Genomic DNA, 16109 nt, shown 5'->3' with positions numbered 1-16109 from the left:
TCACTTCTCCTTCACATAGGTGCCCGGCGCCGGCCCGAGCGGTGGCAGACCATGCCCGCCAAGCGCTTTGGGGGCGTCGACCTCCGGGCCGCTGCGCTCGGCGAGCCAGCTCACGTAGTCGGGCCACCAGGACCCCGCGGACTGCTGCGCAGCCTCGAGCCACTCTTCGGGCTTCTCCGCATCGACCAGACCCGTCCGGAACGACGCCTTAGGATTTCCCGGCGGGTTGACCAGAGCGGCGATGTGGCCGCTGGTGGACAAGACGTAACGATTGTCCTTGCTGCCCAGCAGTCGTGCGCTGCGGTAGGTGGCCTGCCACGGCGAGATGTGGTCTGCTATGCCGCCGATCACATACGCATCGGAGGTGATGTTGGCCAGGTCTACCGGACTGCCCAGCATGGTGACCGCGCCCGGCATCACCAGCGCATTGCGCAGCCCCATGAGCACCATGTCGCGATGCAGTGCCGCCGCCATTCGGGTGGTGTCGGCGTTCCAGAACAACACATCGAAAGCCGCCGGCTTGCGGCCCTGCACATAGTTGTTCACCCAGTACCGCCACACCAGGTCGGTCGGTCGCAGCCAGGCAAACATCTCGGCCATGTCCCGCCCGTCCAGGTAGCCCTTCCTGGCCGAAACTCGAATAGCCGTCTGCGCTGCGCGATCGCTCATGGCCGCGGCGGCGAAGCCGGCGCGAGTCTCGTCCAGCACGGTGACGGCCAGAGTAAGACCGGCCACCCGATCGGCCTCGCCGATATGGGCGAGGTGGGCCGCCGTCATCGCCGCGATGATGCCGCCCGAGCAACTGGCCATCAGGTGCACGCTGTCGGTGCCGGCGATGTTCTGGACCGCGTCCATTGCCGCCACGATCGCCCCGCCGTACGCGTCGAAACCCCAATCCCGGTGGCGCGCCTGAGGATTACGCCATGAAATGGCAAACACCTGTTGGCCCTGCTGCAGGAAGTATTCGATCATGCTGCGTCCCGGTGCGATGTCCATGATGTAGAACTTGTTGATCACCGGCGGCACCATGAGCAACGGAATGCTCCGCACCTTGGCTGTCTGCGGGGTGTACTGAATCAATTCGAACATCGAGGTTTGCAGGACCACCGCTCCCTTGGTGATGGCGACGGTCTCGCCCACCACGAAGGCATCGGGCTCGACCATCGACGGCACGCGCGGCTTCGAAAGCATGTCTCGCACAAAAGCCCGCATGCCCCGCACCGCGCTCAGGCCCCCCGTGTCGATCAGAGCCTTCCAGCCCAGCGGACTGATCAGCGGGTTGTTGCTGGGCGCCAGGCCCTCTACCAGGTTGTCGACGACGAACTGCATCTTCTCTTGGTCGCGCCAATCCAACTCAGCGTCGGCAAGCAACCCTTCGGCCGTCTCGGCACCGGCAAGATAGGCCTGCATCACCCGGTGCAGCAGCGGATTCTGTTGCCAGGCAACGTCACTGAAGCGCTTGTCGGCTCGCCCCGGGGCACGGTGGGACTTTCCCGCCGCGATACTGCCAAGCTCACGGGCAAGCGTGGCAGTGCGACCGGCGACGGCGCCGGGACGTTGGGCAAGGTTGGCACCGAGGCGGGCCCAGGTGGCGTCGGGCATCATCCGGCTGGCAAACGGCCGGGTGGCGCTGGTGAGCAACAGGTCCAGCGGTGCCGCCAACTCGTCGGGCGCGGCAGCTGGTTTCGGAGATTCGGCCATGGTTATCGTGTGCTTTCAGTTGTCGGAACGGTGATTTCGCGTTTGAGGACCTTGCCGGTTGGGCCCTTGGGCAGCGCGTCGACGAGCCAGACCAGGCGCGGATATTTATAAGCGGCGACCCTGCTCTTGACGTACTCGCGCAATTCGTCGGGATCCGCCGCGGCACCGTGTTTGAGCGCGACCGCGGCGCCGATCTCCTCACCGAGGGAGTCGTGCGGGAAGCCGATGACGGCAGCCTCGGCCACCGCCGGATGCTCGTAGAGCACTTCCTCGATCTCGCGGGGATACACGTTGTAGCCGCCGCGGATGATCAGGTCTTTGGTGCGGTCGACGATGTAGAAGTAGCCGTCCTCGTCGACGCGTCCGACGTCCCCGGTGGCCAGCCAACCATCGGGGGTGATGGTGGCCCTGGTCGCCTCCGGGAGGTTCCAGTAGCCCTTCATCACGTTGTGGCCCTTGATCTGGATCTCGCCGGCCTCCCCCGGCGGAACCTCGGCTCCGCTCGGGTCAACGACCCGCATCTGTACACCTTCGATCGGTGTGCCGATCGAACCCACCTTGCGCGGTCGCTGCGGATGATTGAAGGCCGCCACCGGCGAGCTTTCGGACAGTCCGTAACCCTCGAGAACGGGGCAGCCGAAGGCTGTTTCGAATTCGGTGAGAACCTGGACGGGCAGCGCCGCGCCACCGGAGACGCAGACCCGCAGACTCTGCGTCGCCTCGGACTTGGCCGTGGCGGCCAGGCGCAGCAGCGCGGAGTACATCGTCGGCACCCCCTGAAAGACGGTGACGGCGTCGCGCTCGATCACCTCCAGCGCCTTGCGCGGGTCGAACCGCGGAATCAGGGTCAACGTCGCACCCGCGATGACCGACGCGTTGAGCCCGCAGGTAAGACCGAAGACGTGGAACAGCGGCAGGCATCCCATCACCACGTCGTCTGGCCCCGTCTGGATCAGGGTGCGAACGCTGACCTCGGCGTTGCGGCCAAGGCTTGCATGAGTGAGCATGGCGCCCTTGGGCTTTCCGGTGGTGCCGGACGTATGCAGGATGATCGCGACGTCGTCGTCGCCGCGACTTACCGGGTGCTCCTGGGCGGGCAGGTCGTCGATCAGCATGGCCAGCCTTGCGTCGTCGACGAGCCAGCACTGTGCGCCCAGCTCGGCGGCGCCGGCGGTGGCCTCGTCGGCGAAGGCCGGTGCCGCGAACAGCGCTTTGGCGCCGCTGTTGGACAGGTAGTAGGACACCTCCCGGGCCTTCAGCAGCGGGTTCATCGGGACCGCCACCGCGCCGCGATACATGATCCCGTAGAACGCGATGGCGAATGCCGGGGTGTTGGGCAACATCACGCCCACGCGATCGCCCGGCTCGATACCGGCCTGCTCCAGCAGTGTCGCCACCCGGGCCGCGGCGGCGTCGAACTCACCGAAGGTGAACTGCAGATCATCGAAACGCAACGCAATGCGTTGGGGGTGACGGCTTTTCGATGCGACGAGATTGTCGCTGAGGGTGCCCATCAGGTGCCTCCGGAGTGCTCGTGGGTGGTTGTACTTATGGTCATCCGGCAGGCTGTGGATCACAATGTTGGGCAAAACAATCTGACGGTCAGTTCGGTGTGGCCGCGCACATCCCCATCCCGCGGGTACACGGCATAAGGTTTCGACATATGAGCGCGTCAAGGCATCCGGTTCGAGCCCGGGAAGACACCACTCCCGACTCGAACGTCGTCCAACTTGGCAGGCTCATGCTGTCTCGCGCTGCTGAATTGGGTAACGCGATGGCTGACCTGCTGTGCCAGGAGATCGACGCCTACCGCGACGGCACCGTGGTCACCAACGATGACGTACGCCAAAGCTGCGTGGCGAACCTCACGTTCGTCTTCGACTCACTCGCCGGGGACGCCGACGTGGACGTCTCGCCCGCGGAGCGCACCGGCACCATCCGCGCGCTGGCCGGTGTGCCGCTGCCGGCGGTGATGACCGCATACCGAATCGGTTTCCGATTCATCTGGGAACAGACCCTCGCCGCCGCGCGCGCCTCAGGCATGCCTACGGAATCGATCCTGGATGCCACCGCCCGGGTGTTCCTTGCGCAGGACACCTTCACCCAGGCGATGGCCAGCGCTTACCGCCAGCAGCTGACCACCCAGATTCTGGAGTTGGAGGAAGAGCGCTCGGCGCTGGTCGAAGCGCTGCTGTCACGGCGGATCACTGACCAACATAGTCTCTGGGAGGCGGCCGACCTGCTGCGGTTGCCCACTTCGGGGCCGTATGTTGTCGTGGCAGCAGAGCTGCCGGCGATCGGAAAGTTGGGATTGCCCACCATCGAAAGCAAGCTCTCGGCGCGCGACATCCGCTCGGCGTGGCGGCTGTTGCCGGAGTTGCAGGTCGGCATCGTCCACCTGCGGGGCCGGGATTCAGCCGAGACGCTCGGCATACTTGTCGAGGTGCTGCGGCAATCCGCCACCGCGCGCGTGGGAATCAGCCAGCCGTATCACGAACTGGCCGAAACCAGCGACGCGTTGCGCTGTGCCCGACTGGCAGTCACCGGAAAGTCGCCGGGAGATTCGCTCGTTGCCGTCTTCGACGACGCCCCACTGGCGGTCGCGGCGGTCAGCGCCCCGGAAGTCATGGCGAAAATCAGGTCTTCGGTGCTGGGTCGGCTGGATGGGCTGCCCAGCGAGGAGCGCGTCACCCTGCTCGATACCTTCCAGGCATGGCTAAGCGCCGGCGGCTCTGCCAACCAGGCCGCCGCGACGATCTTCTGCCATCCCAACACCGTGCGGCACCGGCTGCGCCGGATCGAGGAACTGACCGGCCGGTTACTCTCGCGGCCAACGGATCTCGCCGAGTTGTGCTTGGCCCTCGAGGTCCAGCGGCGACTGCCCTGACAGCGCACCCGCCGCACTGGCTTTGTCGCCGGAAGACAAAACCGGGTCGCAACTTCGTTGGCTGGCGACATTCCTGCGCTGCGGCGCAGTCAGTACGTTTGTCAGCGGCGCAGCGTCGCGCTTGACCGGACACTGATCTCGAATTCGGTCGCTCAATACCGAATCACGCAGTGAAATAACCTTTTTCACCTCCGCACCACGGCGGAAGAAATGTGAGCCACTCATGCCGTACTTGACCATTGCCGGAATGCTCGCTCTGACCCTGTTCCCGGCGCTCGTCCCGGCGATCATCACCTTGGTGCACGCCCTCACCGCCCCGGCCACCGACCGGGCCGCTGGCTGAGGCGGCGGCCGGCCCGGCTATTTCGGCTGCAGCACCGCGGCGCCGTACCAGTGACAGGCAAGCAATGCCAGTTCCACGTCGAGCCGATCGCCGCCGATGTCCCGGCCCCGCCGGGCGACGGCGCGGCCAACTCGATACTTCACCGTGTTGAAGTGCATGTTGAGCTCGGCGGCGGCCATCTTGTAGCTGGCGCCGCAACCCAGGAACACGCGCAGCGTCTCCCGCAGGCGCTCGTCGTTTTCGTTGTCCCCCGCCAAGTCTCCGAGCACCCGGGCTACCCAGTCGCGGGTGCCGGCCAAATCGCCACCTATACGCGCCACGACGGACAGCCCCGGGTCACCGGCCGCCACCACCGTCGCTGCGCGGCGATCACCGGCGATCGCGACACCGTGGGCCTCGCGCGCCTCCCGGTGGGTGCGGCGGAAGCCCTCGACGCCGCCGGCCATGTTTCCTATTGCCACATTGGGTGAATTCGGCCGGGACAGCGCGAACTGGCGGACTTTCGAAACAGCATCGGCGACAGCGGCCCGAAAAGGCAGCCAGGCCCATCCGCAACTACGGTCGGCGGCCACAAACAGGGGGCTGGCCTCAGCGCCGACGGATTCACCCAGCCCGCGAAGAAACCGTTGCAGCCGGGGAAGTTCGTCGACATCGAAATCTTGGTCCCCGGACCACATGATCAGCCCGACGTGGTGCCAGCGCAACGGATAGCGAATCGCCGTGGTTGCCGCGTCGACATCGATGCTCTTGGTTGCGGCCAGGAGTTCGCGCACCCGCACGCCCCGCAGGGCGTTCTGGTTTTCCAGCCACCGTTCGCGCTCGTCTTCGTAGACGGCGACGACTTGCTGCGACATCCAGTCGATGTATTCGAAGATCGCGGCGTTCATCGCCTCGATCACCGCAACCCGCATCGATTCCGGGATCTCGGTGGCGCGCATTTCGGCGAAAATCAGCTCGTTCATCCTGCGCTGACCCAGCCGATAGGCGCGCACCAACGCGTTGACGGGCACCCCGTGTTGCGCCAATCGGCGCGCGTACTCCAGCGCGGCGGTCGGCGCCTCGACGCGCTCGACCGCGATGTCGTACTGCAACGCGTGCAGCATCGTGTCCACGTTGCCCTCGATGCTGGCCCCGAGCAGCTCCATGATCCGCGCGTCGCGGCGCAAATCGGGGATCTGCCCTTCGAGGGCACGATGGATCTCCGACGTCACGTCGGCCAACCGACGCTGCAGTCGGCCGGCGACCTCGGCAACGTAGCGGCTCACCTCGACATCGCTGTCGGGGCCCGTTTCCTCCACCTGGTTGACGTTAGCCGCCGCGGTTGTTTTCCGGCGATAAGGCCGACACCCGGTTTTGTCGACTCGGGACGGTGTCAGGTCTCAAGGCGATTCCTAACGTTGTCGAAACTCATCGCAACCCAAGGAGCGAAGACAATGGGATTCACAAAACCGGCCCTGCCCGCACTCGATCCGGATGCGTTCTTGCGCAAACCGCTGATGGAGCGAATGCGGATCCTCGCCGTCGATTGGGCCGAAAACGGTTTCGGCGCGCCGCGGATGGTGCACCTGATCTACATTGTGAAGCTGGTCGTGTTCTTCGCGGTCGGCGGCATCACGCTGGCCACCGCAACGTCGGGGCTGCCGGCCTTCTGGCACGTGACCGAATGGTGGGACCAGCCCATCGTCTACCAGAAGGTCATCCTGTGGACAGTGCTGCTGGAGGCCATCGGCGTTGCCGGCTCGTGGGGTCCGCTGGCCGGCAAGATCAAGCCGATGACCGGCGGCATCCTGTTCTGGGCCCGACCGGGCACCATCCGGCTGCGGCCGTGGCGGTGGGTGCCGTTCACCAACGGCGACCGGCGCACCTGGTTCGACATCGGGCTCTACCTGGCACTGTTGGTCAGCGTGACCATCGCGCTACTGTCACCGGGCGTGCACAGCGACTGGCTCTCAAAAGCGTTGCCGTACAACATCTCCGGGCTGGTCAACCCCGCGCTGCTGGTCGGGCCGATCGTGCTGCTGGTGCTGATCGGCCTGCGGGACAAGACCATCTTTCTGGCTGCCCGTGGCGAGCAGTACTTCCCGGCGCTTGTCTTCTTCACCGTCCTGCCGTTCACCGACATGATCATCGCGCTGAAGATGCTGATCGTGGTGGTGTGGGTCGGCGCCGGCTTCTCGAAGTTCGGCAAGCACTTCTCCAACGTCATTCCGCCGATGGTGAGCAACAGTCCCTTCATCCCGTTCACATGGCTCAAGCGGGCGCACTATCGTGACTTCCCGCGCGATCTGCTGCCGTCGCGGGTGGCGCATTTGATGGCGCACGTCAACGGCACCTTCGTCGAGATCGCCGCCCCGCTGGTCCTGTTCTTCTCCACGAACAAGTGGCTGACGCTGGCCGCGGCGCTGTTGATGGTGGGTTTCCATCTGTTCATCATCTCGACCTTCCCGCTGGCCGTTCCGCTGGAGTGGAATGTCGTATTCGCTTACACGACAGTGTTTTTGTTCCTGGGATTCCCGGCCTGGAACGGTTACTACGTCACCGACATGTCCTCGCCGTGGCTCGCGGCCGCGCTGGTGGCGGGCCTGCTGTTCTTCCCGGTGCTGGGCAATCTGCGGCCGGACAAGGTCTCCTTCCTGCCCTCGCTGCGGCAATACGCCGGCAACTGGGCCGCTGCCGTGTGGGCGTTTGCGCCGGGCGCAGAGGTGAAGCTGGACCGGGTCATCCGGTCGGCGCGCAACCAGGTGGATCAGTTCGTCGCGTTCGGCTACGAACCGGCGTGGGCGGAGATCACCGCGCAGAAGACGATCGCGTGGCGCGCCATGCACAGTCAGGGCCGCGGCCTGTTCTCGCTGTTGTTGAAGCACCTGCCCGACGTCGACGCGCGCACCGTGCGGGAAGGCGAGTTCTTGTGCAACTCGTTGATCGGGTTCAACTTCGGCGACGGTCACCTGCACAATGAAGACTTGATCCGGGCCGTGCAGCGTCAAGCCGAATTCGAGCCGGGCGAATGCGTCATCGCCTGGGTGGAGTCGGAGGCGTTCGGCAGCGGGGTTCAGCACTACAAGCTGATCGACGCCGCACTCGGGGTCATCGAACGCGGCACCTGGAAGGTGGCCGACGCGGTCGCCGAACAGCCCTGGCTGCCCAACGGCCCCATCCCGACTCGGGTGAGCTGGTCGCTGCGCGGCGACAAACTCAGGGCAGTGGCATGAGCACCGCCCTGGTGGTGGGCGGCGGGCCCAACGGGCTTGCCGCCGCCATCTCCTTGGCCGCCGAAGGCGTGCAGGTGACCGTGCTCGAAGCCGCCGACGAAGTCGGCGGTGGCGCCCGCAGCAGCGAGGCCATCTTGCCCGGCCTGCTGCACGACCACTGCTCGGCCATCCACCCGATGGCCGTCGGCTCGGAGTTCCTGAGCCGCTTCGAGCTGCAACGGTACGGCCTGTCCTGGCGCTGGCCGGAGATCGATTGTGTGCATCCCCTCGACGGCGGCAGCGCCGGGGTGCTGTACCGCTCGGTGGAGCAGACCGCGGCGGGGCTGGGTTACGACGGGTCGCGGTGGCGGCTGGCCTTCGGCTACCCGGCCGCCCGGTTCGACGCGCTGAGCGAGGACATCATGCGGCCATTGCTGCGGTTCCCGCACCATCCGCTGATGCTCGCCCGGTTCGGCGCACCCACTGTGCTTCCCGGGTCGGCGTTGGCCCGCGTGTTTCGCACCGAACAGGGGCGGGCCTTGTTCGGAGGCGTTGCGGCCCACGCCTTCCGGCCGCTGCATTACCCATTGACCTCCGCTGTCGGGATGGGCATCATCGCGGCCGGCCACCGCCACGGCTGGGCAGTGGCCGAAGGCGGATCGCAGTCAATCACCAACGCTATGGTGGCGCTGCTGGATGGGTTGGGCGCCAAGATCGAGACCGGTGTCCGGGTCGCGACGGCGTCGCAGCTGCCACCGGCGGACGTCACCATGTTCGATCTGGCGCCGAGCGCGGTCGCCGGGATCCTGGGGGACCGTCTTCCGCGCCGTATTTCGGCTGCCTTCACCAGGTTTCGGCGTGGTCCGGGTGCGTTCAAAGTCGACTTCGCCGTCGAGGGCGGGGTGCCCTGGACGAACCCGGATGCCCATCGGGCCGGCACGGTGCACCTGGCCGGCACCTACTCCGAACTTGCCGCGACCGAGCGGGAGATCCATGCCGGACGCATGCCGGAGCGGCCGTTCGTACTGGTTGGTCAGCAGTATCTGGCCGATCCGCGACGCTCGGTCGGCAACGTTCACCCGGTGTGGAGCTACGCGCACGTCCCCAACGGCTACACCGGCGACGCCGCAGAGGCGATCATCGCCCAGATCGAGCGGTTCGCTCCCGGGTTCCGGGAACGCATCGTGGGACAGGCCGTCCGTACCACATTGCAAATGTCTTCCTACAACGCCAACTATGTCGGCGGTGACATCATGACCGGCGCAAAGGACATTCGCCAGCTGGTATTCGGGCCGCGAACCACGCTGTCGCCGTACACCATTGGTGTGCCCGGTATGTACATCTGCTCGGCGGCCACCCCACCGGGACCCGGTGCGCACGGCATGTGCGGCGCCAACGCCGCCAAGCTCGCGCTCGCCTATCTGGCTCGGCGTGCGTAACTCCCCCTGCTGGGCGAGCAGTGCTGGGCGAGCAGACGCGAAAGCTCCCGCCACGCCAGGGGTTTTGGGGCTTTCGCGGCTGCTCGCACAGCTGCCCTGCGAACGCGCTAGGTGTACTTGTAAAAGCCCTGACCGGATTTGACGCCGAGCTTCCCGGCATCGACGTGTCGCTGCAACACGTCCCGCGCATGCCTGGGCAAGTACGGAAACTCGTCGACGTAGTGGTTCTCGATGTCGAGGACCACGTCGAGGCCAACCAGGCCCTTCATCTGGAACGGCCCGACCGGCACCCGCCAGTTCACCCTGAACATCCCGTCGACATCCTCCGGGCGGGCCACGCCTTCGGCGACGACAGCCAGTGGCTCGCGTTTGATTGCGGCCCAGACGCGATTGAAGACGAAGCCGGTGCATTCGCGGCGCGTCTCGAAGCGATGGACACCGAACTCGGGCAGGACGATCAGCAGGTGTCCAGCAGGCCGCGGTCGGTTTCGCCGTCCGACATCAGGTCGAGTGCGTTGAACTGTGGCGGCATGTAAAAATGCGTGTTGCATAAGCGCGTTTTGTCTCTGATGTTTGCGGCCATCAGCCGTGACGCGAACGACGAAGGGTTGGTCGCGAAGATGGTGTCCGGCGGTGCCGCGTGGTCGATCTGGCCCCACAGCGGAATCTTGATCTCGAGCCTCTCGGGAACCGACTCGACGGCGAGCCAGGCGTCGTCGAGCGGCGACAGATTCCGCCCCGACATGCCCGCGAAACTACGTGACGCCGGAGTTCATAGCCGCCACTACAGCAGCTTCATCTGCTCCGATTGCCGCTCGGCGGCCTCGATCAGCTCCGGCCCGTTATTGCGCACGTTGTTGACCAATGTCGACACCCGACGCAGCTCGATGTCGTGCACGTCCGGCGGACGGGCCACTAACTCCGGATCCAGCGGGGCATCCGGATTCAGCCAGGCGTCCCAGTCGGATTCGGCCAGCATCAGCGGCATCCGGTCGTGGATCTCGGCCATTGGCCCCACGGCGTCCGTAGTGATGATTGTGCAGCTCAGCAGCGGCGCAGCCGCTTTATCGGGCTTCCACACCGACCACAACCCGGCCATGAACACCGGGTCGCCGTCGCGGCGGTGCAGAAAGAACGGGGTCTTGGCGGTCTTGCGCCCCGGCGCGGCATCGGGATTGGCGCGCCATTCGTACCATCCGTCCATGGGCACCAAGCAGCGTTTGCGCTGCGCTGAATTCCGGAACGCGGGGGACGTGGCGACCTTGTCGGCGCGGGCGTTGATCAGCAACGGGCCCTTTGTGTCGGGCGCGCCGTCCGGCGCGGCCTTGGCCCACGGCGGGATCAAGCCCCAGCGCATGAGCCGCACCCGGCGCGATGGCTGATCATCCGGCTCGCTGTGGCGCGACACGACCGTCATGATGGCGTTGGTCGGCGCCACGTTGTAGTTGGGCGCCTCGGCCGTAGGTCCGGCGCCGGTGGTTTCGTCGATCGCCTTGATTTCCTCGGCCAGCCGGGCGGGATCGATGGTGACCGCGAATCGTCCGCACATGAATCCCATGGTGCCTGGTACACACGACAACCGCCGACACGGCAGGATGTAGCCGTGAGCAGCACCGAGCCCCTGCAGGCCTGGCCGGCCCCGTCTATGCCGGCATCGGTGCACGCGACGGTGACCGTTCCGGGCTCGAAATCGCAGACCAACCGCACACTGGTGCTGGCTGCGCTGGCGGCCGCGCAACAGCAAGGCTCCTCGATGATCAGCGGCGCGTTGCGCAGCCGGGACACCGATCTGATGATCGCCGCGCTGCAAACCCTGGGCCTGCGCGTCGACGGGACGGGCTCCCAACTGACGGTCAGTGGCCGGCTGGACCCCGGTCCCGGTGCCCGAGTGGATTGCGGCCTGGCCGGCACGGTGTTGCGTTTCGTCCCGCCGCTGGCGGCACTGAGCGCCGCCGTGGTCACTTTCGACGGCGACGAGCAGGCCCGGGCCCGGCCCATCGCGCCGCTGCTGGATGCGCTGCGCGGTCTGGGCGTCCAGGTCGACGGTGCGGGTCTGCCTTTCCGCGTCCAGGGCACCGGATCGGTCGCCGGCGGCACGGTCGCCATCGACGCATCCGCGTCGTCGCAGTTCGTGTCAGGCCTGCTACTGTCCGCGGCATCGTTCACCCAGGGACTGACCGTGCAGCACACCGGCGCGGCGCTGCCGTCGGCACCGCACATCGCGATGACGGTGGCAATGCTGCGCCAGGCCGGCGTCGACGTCGACGACTCGGTTCCGAATCGTTGGCGGGTCGCGCCCGGCGCGGTCGAGGCACGCCAGTGGGAAGTCGAACCGGATCTCACCAATGCGGCGGCATTCCTGGCGGCGGCCGTGGTCAGCGGCGGCATGGTGCGTATCACCGGCTGGCCGGCCGACAGCGTCCAGCCCGCCGACCACATACTGCATGTCCTGCGAAAGCTCAATGCCGTTGTCTCGCATACAGATTCAATGTTGGAGGTGCGAGGGCCCGCCGTCTACCACGGGTTCGACGTCGACCTGCGCGACGTCGGTGAGCTCACGCCGTCGGTAGCCGCAGTGGCGGCGCTTGCCACCCCGGGATCGGTGTCGCGGCTGACCGGCATCGCCCACCTGCGCGGCCACGAAACCGACCGCCTCGCCGCGCTGAGCACCGAGATCAACCGCCTGGGCGGTGACTGCCGGGAAACGTCGGACGGCCTGGTGATCACCGCGACCCCGTTACGACGCGGCCTCTGGCGCGCCTATGCGGATCATCGGATGGCGATGGCCGGCGCGATCATCGGACTGCGGGTCGCCGGAATCGAGGTGGACGACATCGGCGCCACCACCAAGACGCTGCCGGAGTTTCCACGGCTGTGGGCCGAGATGGTCGCGGGGCCAAACGCTTGAGGCCCGGCGATTACGACGAATCCCACGTCAAGGTCCGCTCCGGCCGCGGTTCGCGGCCGCGGACCAAAACCCGCCCCGAACATGCCGACGCCGAGGCCGCAATGGTGGTCAGCGTAGACCGCGGCCGGTGGGGTTGTGTGCTCGGCGGGGACCCGGATCGTCGCATCACCGCCATGCGGGCACGCGAGCTGGGCCGCACGCCCATCGTTGTCGGAGACGACGTCGACGTGGTGGGCGACCTGTCCGGGCGGCCGGACACGCTGGCCCGCATCGTCCGGCGGGGCCCGCGACGAATGGTGTTGCGCCGCACCGCCGATGACACCGATCCCACCGAACGAGTGGTTGTCGCCAACGCCGATCAACTGCTAATCGTAGTCGCGCTGGCGGATCCGCCGCCACGCACCGGCCTGGTCGACCGGGCACTGATCGCCGCGTACGCGGGCGGGCTGACGCCCATACTGTGCCTGACCAAGACCGACCTGGCCCCACCCGGGCCGTTCGCCGAACAGTTCGCCGACCTGGACCTCACCGTAGTGGTCGCGGGCCGGGACGACCCGCTGCTCGCGGTGGCCGGCTTGCTCGACGGTAAGATCACCGTCCTGCTCGGACATTCCGGAGTCGGCAAGTCCACGCTGGTCAATCGCCTCGTGCCGGAAGCTGATCGGGCGGTCGGGGAGGTCACCGACGTCGGCAAAGGCCGGCATACCTCGACACAATCCTTGGCATTGCCGCTGCAAACCGGCAACGAAGGTTCGGGCTGGGTGATCGACACCCCGGGGATCCGTTCGTTCGGGTTGGCCCACATCCGGTCCGAAGACGTGCTGTTGGCGTTCGCCGACCTGGCCGCGGCAATTCACGACTGCCCGCGCGGCTGTGGGCATATGGGGCCGCCCGCCGATCCCGAATGCGCACTGGAAGGCTTGTCCGGGCCTGCCGCGCGGCGGGTCGCCGCCGCGCGCAGACTGCTAGCAGTACTCAGGGAGACGTGACCAGCCGGATACCAAGCTCGTCGGGCGGTACCAGATGCTCTTTGCCGCAACGTATTTTGATCTGTGCAGCGGCGCCGCAGCCCAAGAGGGTCAGTTGGAACCGATCGCCACTCGCCAGATGCCGTTTGCCCCAACGGAACATCGCAAAGACCACCGGCATGAAATCGAAACCGGCTTCGGTGAGCACATATTCGTCGCGGCTGCGTTGCCCGGGTTGGCGATAAGGTCGCCGGGGCCGTCACCCAGGTCGGCGACCAGGCCGCCAACATCGCACGCAACGCGTTGTTGGGCGCAGGCTTCCCGGAATCGGTTCCCGGCGTCACGATCGACCGCCAGTGCGGCAGCAGCCAGCAGGCCATCAGCTTCGCCGCTCAGGGCGTTTTGGCCGGCGCTTACGACCTCGTCATTGCCGGTGGTGTGGAGTCGATGGGCCGGGTTCCGATGGGCACCTCGGTACTGCAAGGGAGCAACCCGACGGGCGACGACATGACCCGGCGCTACCCGGAAGGCCTGGTGCCGCAGGGCATCAGCGCCGAGCTGATCGCAGCACGGTGGGGCTTTTCTCGCACCGAACTCGACGAGTTCTCGGCAGCCAGCCACGAGAAGGCGGCTCGGGCCACCCTCAAGCCACCTAAGAAGGGCTCTTCGACGCCGAGCTGATCCCGATCGCCGGGCTCGCGTCCGACGAGAGCATCAGGCCCGGCACGACGATCGAGACCCTGGCAGGGCTGCCGCCGGCCTTCTACAGCGTGGCGCTGAAAGACCGTTTCCCGCAGATCAATTGGTCAATCACGCCGGGCAACTCGTCGCCGCTGTCCGACGGCAGTGCCGCGGTGTTGATCACGAGCAGCGACGTCGCCGCCAAGCTCGGCCTGCGCCTGCTGGCCCGCATCCACACCACGACGGTGGTCGGCTCCGACCCGCTCTACATGCTGACCGGGGTCATTCCTGCCACCGAAAATGTATTGCGCCGAGCCGGTTTGACGTTGGCCGACATCGACCTGTTTGCGGTGAACGAGGTATTCGCTCCGGTCGTACTGGCCTGGGCACACGACACCGGCGCCGATCTGACCAAGGCGAATGTCAACGGCGGGGCCATCGCGATCGGCCACCCACTGGGGGCCAGTGGCGTGCGCATTATGACCACGCTTGTCAACGCGCTGCACCAGCGCGGCGGGCGCTACGGGCTGCAGACGATGCGCGAAGGCGGCGGCATGGCCAATGCCACCATCATCGAGCGGCTCGACTAGGGAGATCGGCATACCGCACGCCATGGCGCGCCGAACGTGTAATGACTGCGAGAATATCGGCGAATTCTCGCAGTCATTACACACTGGGCGACGGCCGCTAGGCCGCCAGATCGTCTGTGGCGCTTGACGATGCCGGGGGCAGACGCCTACCGCGCCGCCAGCCACGCACCGCCGCAATCGCGCTCTGGAGACCACGCCGGCGCCCAGTCGCCGGATCAATGCCCGCGAAACCCGGTTCCAGTTCAGCGAACATCCGCTCGCTGCGCGTCTCCGGCGCGTCGTCGGCATTGTCGCGCAGATACTTGTTGGGCAGCGACAGCTTGGCCAGCGTGCGCCACGTCTTGGCGTACTGCACCAGGAACGGTCCTGTGGTGTAAGGCAAGTCGTACTTGTCGCATACCTCGCGCACCCGCAGTGAGATCTCGGCGAGGCGGTTGCTCGGCAGGTCGGGGTACAGGTGGTGCTCGATCTGGTGGCACAGGTTGCCGCTCATGAAGCGCAGCGCGGGACCGGCGTCGAAGTTGGCGCTGCCCAGCATCTGTCGCAGGTACCACTGCCCCTTCGTCTCGCCGATCATGTCCGTCTTGGTGAACTTCTCAGCGCCGTCGGGAAAATGCCCGCAAAAGATCACGGCGTTGGACCACACGTTGCGGATCACGTTGGCCACCGCGTTGGCGGTCAAGGTGGACTTGTATGTCGCGCCGGGCGACAACGACGTCAGTGCCGGGAACGCCACGTAGTCCTTGAACACCTGGCGGCCGGCCTTACCGGAGAACTCGCGCAGCCGGATCTTGGCGGCATCACGGTCCGCCCGGCCCTTGAAGATCTTGCCAATCTCCAAGTGCTGCAATGCAACTCCCCACTCGAACCCGATCGCCAGGATCGTGTTCCAGACCAGGTTGAAGATGTTGTACTTCTTCCACCGCTGATCGCGGGTGACGCGCAGCATGCCGTAGCCCACGTCGTCGTCCATGCCCAGGATGTTGGTGTACTTGTGGTGCACGAAGTTGTGGGTGTAGCGCCAGTGCTTGGACGACCCGCTCATGTCCCACTCCCAGGTCGAGGAGTGAATCTCCGGGTCGTTCATCCAGTCCCACTGGCCGTGCATCACGTTGTGGCCGATCTCCATGTTCTCGATGATCTTGGCCACGCCCAGGGTCGCCGCGCCCGCCCACCATGCGCCGCGCCGCGAGCCGGCAGCCAGCATCAGCCGGCCGCTCACCTCGAGCGCACGCTGGGCGGCAATGGTGCGGCGGATGTAGCGGGCATCGCGCTCGCCACGCGAATCTTCGATGTCCTGGCGGATGGCGTCGAGCTCAACTGCCAGGTTTTCGATGTCGGCGTCCGTCAGATGCGCGAATACGTCGACGTCGGTTATCGCCATTGTCTTCTCCCTACGTC

Annotated in this window: 10 protein-coding genes and 3 pseudogenes; 6 read left to right on the top strand and 7 right to left on the bottom strand. The window is 66.3% G+C overall.

Going from position 1 to position 16109, the window contains the following annotated elements; genetic code table 11:
• Both EET10_RS06740 and EET10_RS06735 read right to left on the bottom strand, forming a co-directional pair.
• Nucleotides 1–1701 (bottom strand): PHA/PHB synthase family protein, encoded by a 1701-nt coding sequence (locus EET10_RS06740; protein WP_036404309.1) that lies wholly within the window; start codon nucleotides 1699–1701, stop codon nucleotides 1–3.
• Nucleotides 1702–1703: 2 nt separating this feature from the next.
• Nucleotides 1704–3215, bottom strand: a complete 1512-nt coding sequence (locus EET10_RS06735; RefSeq protein WP_063468210.1) for a long-chain-fatty-acid--CoA ligase — start codon at nucleotides 3213–3215, stop codon at nucleotides 1704–1706.
• Nucleotides 3216–3364: 149 nt separating this feature from the next.
• On the opposite strand from EET10_RS06735, the gene EET10_RS06730 reads away from it, so the two are divergent.
• A complete protein-coding gene (locus EET10_RS06730) occupies nucleotides 3365–4588 on the top strand; it encodes a PucR family transcriptional regulator (protein WP_081260770.1) in 1224 nt (407 codons plus the stop codon).
• A gap of 360 nt (nucleotides 4589–4948) precedes the next feature.
• Here EET10_RS06730 and EET10_RS06725 read toward each other — a convergent pair whose 3' ends face one another.
• Nucleotides 4949–6229 carry a PucR family transcriptional regulator gene (locus tag EET10_RS06725; protein WP_036404315.1) on the bottom strand — a complete coding sequence of 427 codons (1281 nt, stop codon included), beginning with the start codon at nucleotides 6227–6229 and terminating at the stop codon, nucleotides 4949–4951.
• A 135-nt stretch (nucleotides 6230–6364) separates the two neighbouring features.
• Here EET10_RS06725 and EET10_RS06720 point away from each other — a divergent pair, with 135 nt between their 5' ends.
• Together EET10_RS06720 and EET10_RS06715 are read left to right on the top strand one after the other, a co-directional pair.
• Nucleotides 6365–8143 (top strand): DUF3556 domain-containing protein, encoded by a 1779-nt coding sequence (locus EET10_RS06720; protein WP_036404317.1) that lies wholly within the window; start codon nucleotides 6365–6367, stop codon nucleotides 8141–8143.
• On the top strand, nucleotides 8140–9561 hold the full coding sequence (locus EET10_RS06715) for a phytoene desaturase family protein (RefSeq protein WP_122501987.1): 1422 nt from the start codon (nucleotides 8140–8142) through the stop codon (nucleotides 9559–9561). The genes EET10_RS06720 and EET10_RS06715 overlap by 4 nt, the downstream gene beginning before the upstream one ends.
• Before the next feature lie 107 nt (nucleotides 9562–9668).
• Here the strand turns inward: EET10_RS06715 and EET10_RS06710 are convergent.
• Together EET10_RS06710 and EET10_RS06705 are read right to left on the bottom strand one after the other, a co-directional pair.
• Nucleotides 9669–10282, bottom strand: a pseudogene (locus tag EET10_RS06710) (3-hydroxyacyl-CoA dehydrogenase family protein); the annotation flags it as partial.
• A gap of 63 nt (nucleotides 10283–10345) precedes the next feature.
• The gene (locus EET10_RS06705; RefSeq protein WP_036404443.1) at nucleotides 10346–11110 is read right to left on the bottom strand and encodes an SOS response-associated peptidase; all 765 of its coding nucleotides are present in this window, start codon (nucleotides 11108–11110) and stop codon (nucleotides 10346–10348) included.
• 72 nt (nucleotides 11111–11182) lie between these two features.
• Here EET10_RS06705 and aroA point away from each other — a divergent pair, with 72 nt between their 5' ends.
• Together aroA and rsgA are read left to right on the top strand one after the other, a co-directional pair.
• A complete protein-coding gene (gene aroA, locus EET10_RS06700) occupies nucleotides 11183–12469 on the top strand; it encodes a 3-phosphoshikimate 1-carboxyvinyltransferase (RefSeq protein ID WP_099188690.1) in 1287 nt (428 codons plus the stop codon).
• Nucleotides 12466–13458, top strand: a complete 993-nt coding sequence (gene rsgA / locus EET10_RS06695) for a ribosome small subunit-dependent GTPase A (protein ID WP_063468213.1) — start codon at nucleotides 12466–12468, stop codon at nucleotides 13456–13458. Before aroA ends, rsgA begins: the two co-directional genes overlap by 4 nt.
• On the opposite strand, the pseudogene EET10_RS06690 reads toward rsgA, so the two are convergent.
• Nucleotides 13445–13690 (bottom strand): annotated as a pseudogene (locus EET10_RS06690) (winged helix-turn-helix transcriptional regulator); the annotation flags it as partial. The gene rsgA and the pseudogene EET10_RS06690 overlap by 14 nt on opposite strands.
• Here EET10_RS06690 and EET10_RS06685 point away from each other — a divergent pair.
• A pseudogene (locus tag EET10_RS06685) lies at nucleotides 13666–14708 on the top strand (thiolase family protein); the annotation flags it as partial. The pseudogenes EET10_RS06690 and EET10_RS06685 overlap by 25 nt on opposite strands.
• A 97-nt stretch (nucleotides 14709–14805) precedes the next feature.
• On the opposite strand, the gene EET10_RS06680 reads toward EET10_RS06685, so the two are convergent.
• Nucleotides 14806–16092, bottom strand: coding sequence for a fatty acid desaturase family protein (locus tag EET10_RS06680; protein WP_063468207.1), 1287 nt, complete (start codon nucleotides 16090–16092; stop codon nucleotides 14806–14808).
• Nucleotides 16093–16109 lie beyond the last annotated feature (17 nt).

The sequence above is a fragment of the Mycobacterium pseudokansasii genome, assembly GCF_900566075.1.
Lineage (GTDB): Bacteria > Actinomycetota > Actinomycetes > Mycobacteriales > Mycobacteriaceae > Mycobacterium > Mycobacterium pseudokansasii.
Note: the sequence above shows the minus strand (reverse complement) of the source record. Positions and strands in the feature narration are given on the sequence as shown.